Below are 8369 nucleotides of genomic sequence, written 5' to 3'. Positions count from 1 at the left end.
TGACCTAGTGTAATTTGTGGTTTTCCCTTGCTGACACCGGTTCCGTTTTTGGTAGTAATTAAAATTACACCTGATGCACCACGCGTTCCGTATATAGCAAGAGCAGTTGCATCTTTTAAAATTTCGATCGATTGAATATCATTTGTATTTAGACTATTAATATCAAACCCTGATCCGGCGATAAAACCATCCAACACGTACAGTGGATCGTTATTGCCATTAATGGAATTATTACCTCTGATCCGGATGGTTGCCCCGGAGCCGGGCGTGCCGTTGTTAGAAGTAACTTCCAATCCGGAAGCCTTTCCCTGAAGTACCTGTTCAAGATTAACAACCGGCTGGTTTTTTAGGTCATCAGCCTTGATAGATGAAATTGAAGATACCAGATCTTTTTTTGTTGTTGTACCATAGCCAATTACTACCACCTCACTTAAAGATTTAGAATCCGGCACCATATTTACGTTTATTACCTGCCTGCTATTAATTGGAATTTCCTGAGTCAGATATCCAAGAAAAGAAAAAATTAGCGTTCCTTTATCATCCGGCGCCTGCAAAGAAAACAAACCATCCAAACCAGTTGAAGTTCCAACGGTGTTACTTTTAACTTTAACAGTTACACCCGGTAAGGGATCACCCTTTTCATCAACCACCTTACCAGTCACTATCACAGGATCGTAGTTTTCGGAAACTTTTCTTTCTAAAGCGCTTTTTGTGAATGCCTTTGCATCAAGAACAAGCAGAAGTAAAAACAAAAGGAAAATTGAGTATAGATTTTTGAATTTCATTATTCTATAAATTTGGTTTTTTAAACAGGATAGGTTTGGTTAGTTTGAGTGACTAAGTTAACGATAACTACCTATGTTTTTTAAAAAAAACCGGATTTTCAGCAGACCCTCATTAATCAGCAATCAGTGGTCATTGTGAGCTGGTCGGATACTTAGCTGGTCGGATAATTAACCGCAGAGTTCGCAGAGTATATCGCAGAGAATGCCGAGTTTTTTAACACATAATTAGGCCCTGCAAAATTTCACATTTTGTGTCCTTTGCGCCTGCCTACCGCAGGCAGGTAAAACTCTGCGAACTCTGCAGTTAAAAAATGAGACCGTTATTCTTTCTTCCCTTTAATATGCAGGTTGATAACACTCGAATGTGGATACCCCAAAGTATTACCCGGTGTTACATCAAGAAGGTTCTTTAAATAAACGTCGATTATACCCTTTGCAACTTTAGTTTTTGATTCTACGAACTCGGGCATTACAGCAACAAGGAAATCTTTGAATATCATTTTTCCATTATGATCTACGATAACCTGGAAGGAGTATTGAAAATCCTGATAAGCTTTATTGATATGGATTTTGTATACCGGGTAGAGGTATTCTTCCGACCGGCTGATGTAGCCCAGGTATGGGTCTGCTGAAGGGTTTACTTTATTGACTGTCAAAATTTTGCTTTTGCTTTTGAGAGCAACAGGGTTTCGCGCTGCAAATAAACTGTCAGGATCTGTATTCGCCTGAATAGCCCGGTATTTAATGAAAAGGCTGTCGTCATGTGTAGGTTTTCTAAGCTCCTCCGCGGTTGTTTTAAGTTCCTTTTCGATATAGTCTTTTGAATACAGCGTCATGTATATATTCGAGAGCTCTTCCTTAACCACCCTTGATTCAAGAACCATTGCCTGCAGCACAAGACTGTCTTTGCCGACATGCTTTACTCTGAACCAATCCCTAGCAAAATGAAATAACGCTTTATGGCTGTGGAAGATGCGGTAGGGCATATATTTTTGGCGCTCAGGACTAAAGATCTTTATGGAATCCTCTGCGCTGAAATAGACCTCCCATTCCGGCTGCAGCTGAAATCCTGTTTCATGGAAGGAAAGCCCATTCCCGAAACGACGTTTTACCTCGCTGTATTTGATATTCTTGACGGCTGTAAAAGTGGGTATAGGATCGTCGCTGATCTTTCTTACGTAATTACAGGAAAGGAGGAATAGGGTAAGAAAAATTAGATGCAGGGGGGTGGATTTCATTGGCTGTGAAAATAGGAAAAAAATGGGGAGTGTTTTATATTAGCATTGATCCTCGTATAAGGGACCTGTTTACGAAGTCTATTGCCGATCTGCAAATGAATCTTTAGTCTGTGTTAATTGTAAATTTTGTCCGCTCATGGCCGCGGAGGCCTAGTTCTTTGCTGTAGGTCAAAGAACCAAACCCCACTGCTGCGTCTGCTGCTTCGGAAGTTAGTGCTTTGGCTTGGACTGTGCTACCCGCACCAGCCGATCCGGACGGAAACGTGAACGGAGATTCAGTAGGTTGGCCTAAGAAGCGTACCTATCGCTGACTGGTGTAGAAGTGCATGCCTGCGGCCTGCGTTGTGTACGCTAGTGCTCCCCTTTCTTCAAGGGGAGCTGTCAGCCTCTTCGGCTGACTGAGGGGTCCTTTCTAACCAAGCATGTCATTGCGAGCGTAGCGAAGCAATCTTCTTCTACTGACAGAGTGGACTATAGGAGAAAAAGATTGCAGAACCCGATTCAGCCAAATTATTCCGGTAATGTTTAATAAACTTCAATGTGACTTTAAGAAGCCTCCATCAATAATAAGAAGTTTAACTCCGTCTTTTGAATAAGAACGATGGGAGCTAAGATCATCCGAAACCTCATAGCTCATCCCTTTAGAGAGAGTATGTCTAGTTCCATCCTCAAGCTCACTTATCATCTCGCCCTCGAGTCTCTGTGCTTGCAAAGTCCTCGTCCAAATTAGTCATCTGGCGGAAGACCTTAAACCAAAGAGGAAACTGGTTCGGCTGGGTTTTTTAAATTAGAAGGTTTCCACCGTTTACTAATGATGCAAGGTAAGCATTCAGGTTAGTAGATACATCCCGGGTACATAACACCCCTTTTGGTTTTAACTCAGTCTGAACCTCAGGGAAAGCGAGTGGCCAATCGCATTAAGCAATTCAGGATTTAAATGGAGAACCTCTGAATTTTTTTGCGCCCATCCGGTTGGGGTTTTGCAAATGGAAATCTCTTCTTCCTCCAGCTTGATTCTGAATTCGGTTGTTTCTTTGATTACGGGGCTGTCTTTAATTAGCTTAAATACGTAGTCGCAATTATTGTGGGTTATTCTGAAAGGATGTTCCATAGTACCCTTTCTAACGAACGATATATCATTATTTGTATTGAAAAACAAAATAATAGTCCAGCGAAGCGCTGATAAATCATCTTTTGATTTTCCAAATTGGTTTAAGAGTTCAGCAAAGCGCTCTTAAATCATGCAAGAAAGAAGAGGACTTAAGCGGGAATTTCTTTTAAGACTTTCTCTACAATTTCCGGTCGGAGTCTTGGTTTTATATTCAGATATAAGTGATCCTGCGGAACACTTAAACCAAGGGGTTTGTTTTCCTGATTTTATTTATGCGGAGAATACAGAGCTTATTCTCCGCATAACTTGCATAAATTATTCTAGCTTTTGCGGAGAATACATGTTATATTTGACGCATATCTTGCGGAGAATAATACAATGTACATTCATCAACTATCAAATTGGCCTGCATTTATATGGGATAATGATGCACTCGCTGAGGTATTGGCTGCGGTACGCCATCGTCAGGGCCGACTGCTGGGTAAGATGGAAGGCATTGGCTTTGCTCTTCAAGAAGAGGCTACTCTACACACTTTAACTCAAGACGTCGTAAAATCGAGTGAGATTGAAGGAGAAATCCTGAATCCGGATCAAGTGCGTTCTTCTATTGCCAGGCGGCTGGGGATGGATGTGGCCGGTCTTGTGCCCTTTGATAGGAACGTGGAAGGTGTTGTTGAAATGATGTTGGATGCTACTCAACGCTATACAGAGAAACTAACTGACGATCGTTTATTTGGATGGCAAGCTGCATTATTTCCAACCGGGCGGAGCGGCATAGCTAAGATCGTAGTGGGAGCGTGGCGCGATAACAGCAAAAACGACCCCATGCAAGTTATATCCGGTGCTATGGGTCGGGAAAAAGTCCACTATCAAGCCCCGGACTCGGAAATTCTAAATAATGAAATGCAGCAGTTCATAGAGTGGTTCAATACTAATACCGGCACTGATCCAGTATTAAAAGCGGGCATAGCTCATTTGTGGTTTGTAACCATCCATCCTTTCGAGGACGGGAATGGCCGTATAACTCGCGCTATAACTGATATGCAATTAGCGCGCGCTGACGGGAGTGCTAAGCGTTTTTACAGCATGTCAGCTCAAATACAAGCCGAAAGAAACTCATATTACGACATCTTAGAAAACACTCAAAAAGGATCATTAGATATAACTGAATGGTTGTTATGGTTTCTTTTATGCTTTGATCGAGCTATAACTAATACGGATGAAACTCTGGCTGTAGTGATGCGTAAAGCGAAACTATGGGAAAACCCCGCTACCAGCAATTTAAATGAAAGACAAAATTATATGTTGAATAAGTTATTCGACGGATTCTTGGGTACGCTTAATTCATCTAAATGGGCTAAAATGAACAAATGTTCACAGGATACAGCGACCCGTGATCTGCAAGATTTAGTGGAACGAGGAATATTAATAAAGGAATCTGCTGGTGGCAGAAGTACTAGCTATGCCTTAAGAGAGTGAATTTATTTTATGGGGCTTTCTTGCCTCGCTAGCCCCAGGCTCTTTTACTAGCATTTACCAAAAAGGCAAATCCGCCAAAAGGGGGGCAGATATTATTCCGGACAGAGTCCTCTTTTTTATAGTATGATTTAAGAGCGCTTCGCTGAACTCTTAAACAAAGGGGGGCGCGCGCGGTGTGGTTTCAAACCGTCTGCTTTGAGGGCGGGAGAATGGGTCAGTCACATGCATTCTCTCGTACTTACTAGAAATGTTGAAAATTAAAAATAGAGGTTGTTATATTTAGTATTACCTTCGTATTGTTGATCAACATCATCCTTTATAAATTTAAAAAAAACACAGTATTTTTAAGGGAATTCTTATGTCCTTGCTATAAGCTTCAGTACGCTTGGCAAAACACTTAAGTGTTTTGCCAAGCGTACTGAAAGAACTCAAGCTGATGTATTCTTTTCTGAAAGAAAAGAATACCACGACCCACTGAAGCTCCAGTCGCTATTAAGAATAGAACATCTTTATTACCTAAGTTTTTTGTTACAATTTTACTGTAAATTTGTAACAGAATCAGACAATTGATAATGATACATTCTATTCATAAACAGATTGTTACCCGCATTATTAAAAAACGCAGAGGAAAGTTAATTTTTCCAGCAGATTTTAATGATTTAGGCAATGGCAATGCAGTAAAGACCTCACTTTCCCGGTTGGTTAATGATGGAATGCTTGAGCGTTTGGCTCAGGGTATTTATCTGTATCCCAAGCACGATAATGTTCTGGGTACCCTGTATCCTTCAGCTGAGGATATAGCTTATAATATTGCAAAGAGGGATAAGGCACGCATTATTCCAACCGGTGTGGCTGCATTACACCGCTTAAGATTGTCTACCCAGGTCCCGATGAAATTAGTTTACCTTACTGATGGCGCACCCCGGAAAATTAAAGTTGGCAAACATATAATTACCTTTAAAAGTACTACCGCAAAAAGACTGGCTGCCAAAGGAAAGATAAGTTCTATGGTTATCCAAGCATTACTAGAACTGGGAAAAGAAGCTGTAACCGATCAGGTGCTGAACCGGATTACAGAAGTTTTGCAACAAGAAGATAAGAAAAAAATAAAGGAAGATTCGAAACTGGCTCCAGCCTGGATAGCAAGTATTCTTTTATCAATAATGGAAAAATTGGAAAAAGATGATAGAGTGGCTGGAATTAACTAAAAACAGGCAGATCGAAATATTAAATCTGGTAAGTGCTAAAACCGGGTTACCAGCCTATTCTATTGAAAAAGACTGGTGGGTAACATTAGCTTTAAAAGCGGCTTTCAGCTCAGAATGGACGAAATATCTGGTGTTTAAAGGCGGAACATCTTTAAGTAAATCATGGGGATTAATTGACCGCTTTTCAGAAGATATAGACTTGGTTCTGGATCGGGAAGTCCTTGGATTCTCAGGTGATCTTAGTCGTAATAAAATCAAAGAACTAAGAAAAGCATCATGTAAATTTACAAGTGATCCTTTTCGGGAAGCAATCGGACAGGCGCTGGTAAGTATGGGAGTTGACAAAGAATTATTCTCATTAAGCGCACAGGCGACCCAGGATTCAGATCGTGATCCGCAGGTTCTTGAACTTAATTACAAATCAGTTCTTGTCAAAGGTAATTATATCCAGGAAGCGGTACTGATGGAAGTAGGAGCGCGCTCACTGCGCGAACCATCCCGACAAAGAGAGATAGTTTCGATAATCAGTGAAGAGTTACCTGATCAACCATTCTCCGGATCTGCATTTAGTGTAGAGACTGTTGACCCTGCCAGAACTTTCCTTGAAAAGGCATTTTTATTACATGAAGAGTTTTGTAAGCCAGCAGACAAAGTACGGATTGAACGCATGTCACGGCATTTATATGATTTGGACAGGTTAATGGATACAGAACATGGGATATTGGCATTAGGAGATACAGACGTGTATCGGTCAATTATTGAACACCGTGAAAAATTTAACCTGATAAAAGGGATTGACTACTCAGGTCATCATCCTACACGAATCAGTTTCGTTCCTCCTGATGATCTGATGCAAGACTGGGAACAAGATTATAAAGCTATGCAGAACAGTATGATCTATGGAGAATCTAGGGACTTTGCTACACTCATAGGCAGAATTATCGAATTGAGAGATCGGTTCAGAAAGATAAAATTAGAATAAGCTTCGAATAAATATTCAGATTAGTAAAGTAGGTGCACGATTGATTAGATTCCTTTTTGGTTTAATGATGGAAATATTATACCCTCTCGTCAGAGAAGGACGAGTCCTCTGGGTTTGGGAAAAATAAATACTACCCGCAGGGTGGAGATTTATTCGCCTCAAAGCTTTGTCTTCCTGCCCTAGGCACAAATGTTTTGGCTCTATCAAAAATCAAAAGAGGAATGCCAAAATAGTCTCCGCTCGCTATCACCTTGCCAGCGACGCTGATCACCTTGACCAATAATTGCTGTAACTCCAAGTTTGTTGATTCGTTCATAACCATTTATAACTCTCTTAATAATTTGATCCCATCACTTTTTAGTTGCGGGAAGGCGATCAAAGGTAACGGACTATCTGCACCTGCAATATATTTCACCGGTACGACTTCGGACGTCAGAAGGAATGACTTGATCTTTATCGGCTTATCAAAACCAATAAACCGTTGCAATTCCTGTTGGTGTTGGGCCAGCCAGGTATCCCTCTCAATATGCTTTTGGATTTTCTTTTTTTGTCCATCGCGACCGAAATAGGCATCTAGCTCCGTTTTCATCTCATGAATATTCTTCGCTTGGTGTGTTCTTTTGCATTCGATGTTATAAACGATAGCGGTTTTTAAGTCAAGAACTAGGATATCAATATCGCCGTAATCCTTGTCAGCTTTCAAATGGCCGCCCGGTGCAATTTTTACCTCGAAATCCCAAACTTTTAATTCCGGGTGAGCACTTAACCACTCAAACACGATCTTGCGGAACTGGTCACCCAATTCTCGGTTCCTTTCGCCAAGCAGTTGATTTATGTTTTCCTTGCCGTATTTCAGCCTGCCGTTTTGGAAAAGTTGATTAAACTGCCTGCCCGCGACTTCCGCATTGCGTATGCCCCAGATCAAATAAGACTCCCCGTCCCTGACAAATTCGACGATAGGTCGGCGAATTACACTGAATTCCCGGTTATACTTCCACGGGAAAACATCTTCATTCTTGTATCCGTCAGGCGCAGTCAGGTAAGCTGGCCGCGATCTCAGAGTTATAAATTTTAAGATATTCGTTAATTCTGTCTCAGTCATTGATGACTTAGCAACAAATTCATTGATAAAATCCTCTTTCCTGATAACGACAACCGATGTTTCTCGCTGAGCACCAAAAATCAGCAGCGATTTAATTACACCCAAGATCTGCGTAAAGGAAACGCCCCAATCGTTTATGAAAGCCTCGTCTACTCGATCATAATAGGCATCAATTTCATCAGAACTAACCGATTCAGTAGGTGTAACGTCCATCATGTCGTCGAAGTTTTCCATGTAATATTCGACGTCAGCCAAGGTATTGGCATGGGTGAAAGGCTTCAATTTTTCCTCGAAAAAAGATTTAGAAATACCAATACGTCCTGATTGTAACAAACCAATTTCTGGGTCATCTAGCTTAAACCGAATGGCATCGCTTATCATTCCGAAGGTAATGATCTCGTTCATGGCGGCTAGCATTTTGTCCACTTCATCATAGCCGGGACGCCGCTGACCCGATGGAGGCA

At 41.2% G+C, this 8369-nt stretch carries 7 protein-coding genes; 3 read left to right on the top strand and 4 right to left on the bottom strand.

Features of this window, described 5'->3' with window-relative positions; translation table 11 throughout:
- The 3 genes from WKF69_RS11910 to WKF69_RS11900 form a co-directional block, all read right to left on the bottom strand.
- Positions 1 to 785 (bottom strand): TonB-dependent receptor plug domain-containing protein (locus tag WKF69_RS11910; RefSeq protein WP_340382152.1); only part of this gene is annotated, 785 nt, incomplete at its 3' end.
- 320 nt (positions 786 to 1105) lie between these two features.
- Positions 1106 to 2023, bottom strand: coding sequence for a hypothetical protein (locus tag WKF69_RS11905; RefSeq protein ID WP_340382151.1), 918 nt, complete (start codon positions 2021 to 2023; stop codon positions 1106 to 1108).
- 874 nt (positions 2024 to 2897) lie between these two features.
- Positions 2898 to 3134, bottom strand: coding sequence for a hypothetical protein (locus WKF69_RS11900; protein WP_340382150.1), 237 nt, complete (start codon positions 3132 to 3134; stop codon positions 2898 to 2900).
- Positions 3135 to 3461: 327 nt separating this feature from the next.
- On the opposite strand from WKF69_RS11900, the gene WKF69_RS11895 reads away from it, so the two are divergent.
- From WKF69_RS11895 to WKF69_RS11885, 3 genes are all read left to right on the top strand, one after another.
- Positions 3462 to 4613 carry a Fic family protein gene (locus tag WKF69_RS11895; protein ID WP_340382149.1) on the top strand — a complete coding sequence of 384 codons (1152 nt, stop codon included), beginning with the start codon at positions 3462 to 3464 and terminating at the stop codon, positions 4611 to 4613.
- 572 nt (positions 4614 to 5185) lie between these two features.
- Positions 5186 to 5821, top strand: coding sequence for a DUF6088 family protein (locus tag WKF69_RS11890; protein WP_340382148.1), 636 nt, complete (start codon positions 5186 to 5188; stop codon positions 5819 to 5821).
- Entirely contained in the window at positions 5796 to 6803 is a 1008-nt protein-coding gene (locus WKF69_RS11885; protein ID WP_340382147.1) for a nucleotidyl transferase AbiEii/AbiGii toxin family protein, read from the top strand. The genes WKF69_RS11890 and WKF69_RS11885 overlap by 26 nt, the downstream gene beginning before the upstream one ends.
- A 322-nt stretch (positions 6804 to 7125) precedes the next feature.
- On the opposite strand, the gene WKF69_RS11880 is transcribed toward WKF69_RS11885, so the two are convergent.
- A partial coding sequence (locus WKF69_RS11880) for a hypothetical protein (RefSeq protein WP_340382146.1) occupies positions 7126 to 8369 on the bottom strand: 1244 nt, incomplete at its 5' end.

The sequence above is a fragment of the Daejeonella sp. genome (assembly GCF_037719425.1).
Taxonomy (GTDB): domain Bacteria; phylum Bacteroidota; class Bacteroidia; order Sphingobacteriales; family Sphingobacteriaceae; genus Daejeonella.
The sequence above is the reverse complement of the archived record's forward strand: the minus strand, read 5'-3'. Positions and strand labels throughout refer to the sequence as shown.